The sequence below is a fragment of the Pseudomonas sp. KB_15 genome (assembly GCF_052114525.1).
Taxonomy (GTDB): Bacteria; Pseudomonadota; Gammaproteobacteria; order Pseudomonadales; family Pseudomonadaceae; genus Aquipseudomonas.
Window position 1 is genome coordinate 1 of record NZ_JBFREX010000291.1, and the last position, 401, is coordinate 401.

General features: G+C 51.1%; 2 rRNA genes. Both read left to right on the forward strand.

Annotation, left to right across the window (positions count from 1 at the left end):
* Window positions 1–139, forward strand: a 23S ribosomal RNA gene (locus AB4Z35_RS30945); the annotation flags it as partial.
* A gap of 156 nt (window positions 140–295) precedes the next feature.
* Window positions 296–401: ribosomal RNA gene (gene rrf, locus AB4Z35_RS30950) — 5S ribosomal RNA — on the forward strand; the annotation flags it as partial.

Below are 401 nucleotides of genomic sequence, written 5' to 3' on the forward strand. Positions count from 1 at the left end.
ATCTCACTGGGACCTTGATCTCACTGGGACCTTGAGTCCCCTGAAGGGCCGTCGAAGACTACGACGTTGATAGGTTGGGTGTGTAAGCGCTGTGAGGCGTTGAGCTAACCAATACTAATTGCCCGTGAGGCTTGACCATATAACACCCAAGCAATTTGCGAACTCGGAAGAGGCCAGATTGCGGTGTGTGAAGACGAAACGAACCGAAAGTTCGAGATACTCACAAAACACCTAGCTGTCACATACCCAATTTGCTGAAGCGAGACCAACTGGTCACGACTCAGTACCCGAATTTCTTGACGACCATAGAGCATTGGAACCACCTGATCCCATCCCGAACTCAGCAGTGAAACGATGCATCGCCGATGGTAGTGTGGGGTTTCCCCATGTGAGAGTAGGTC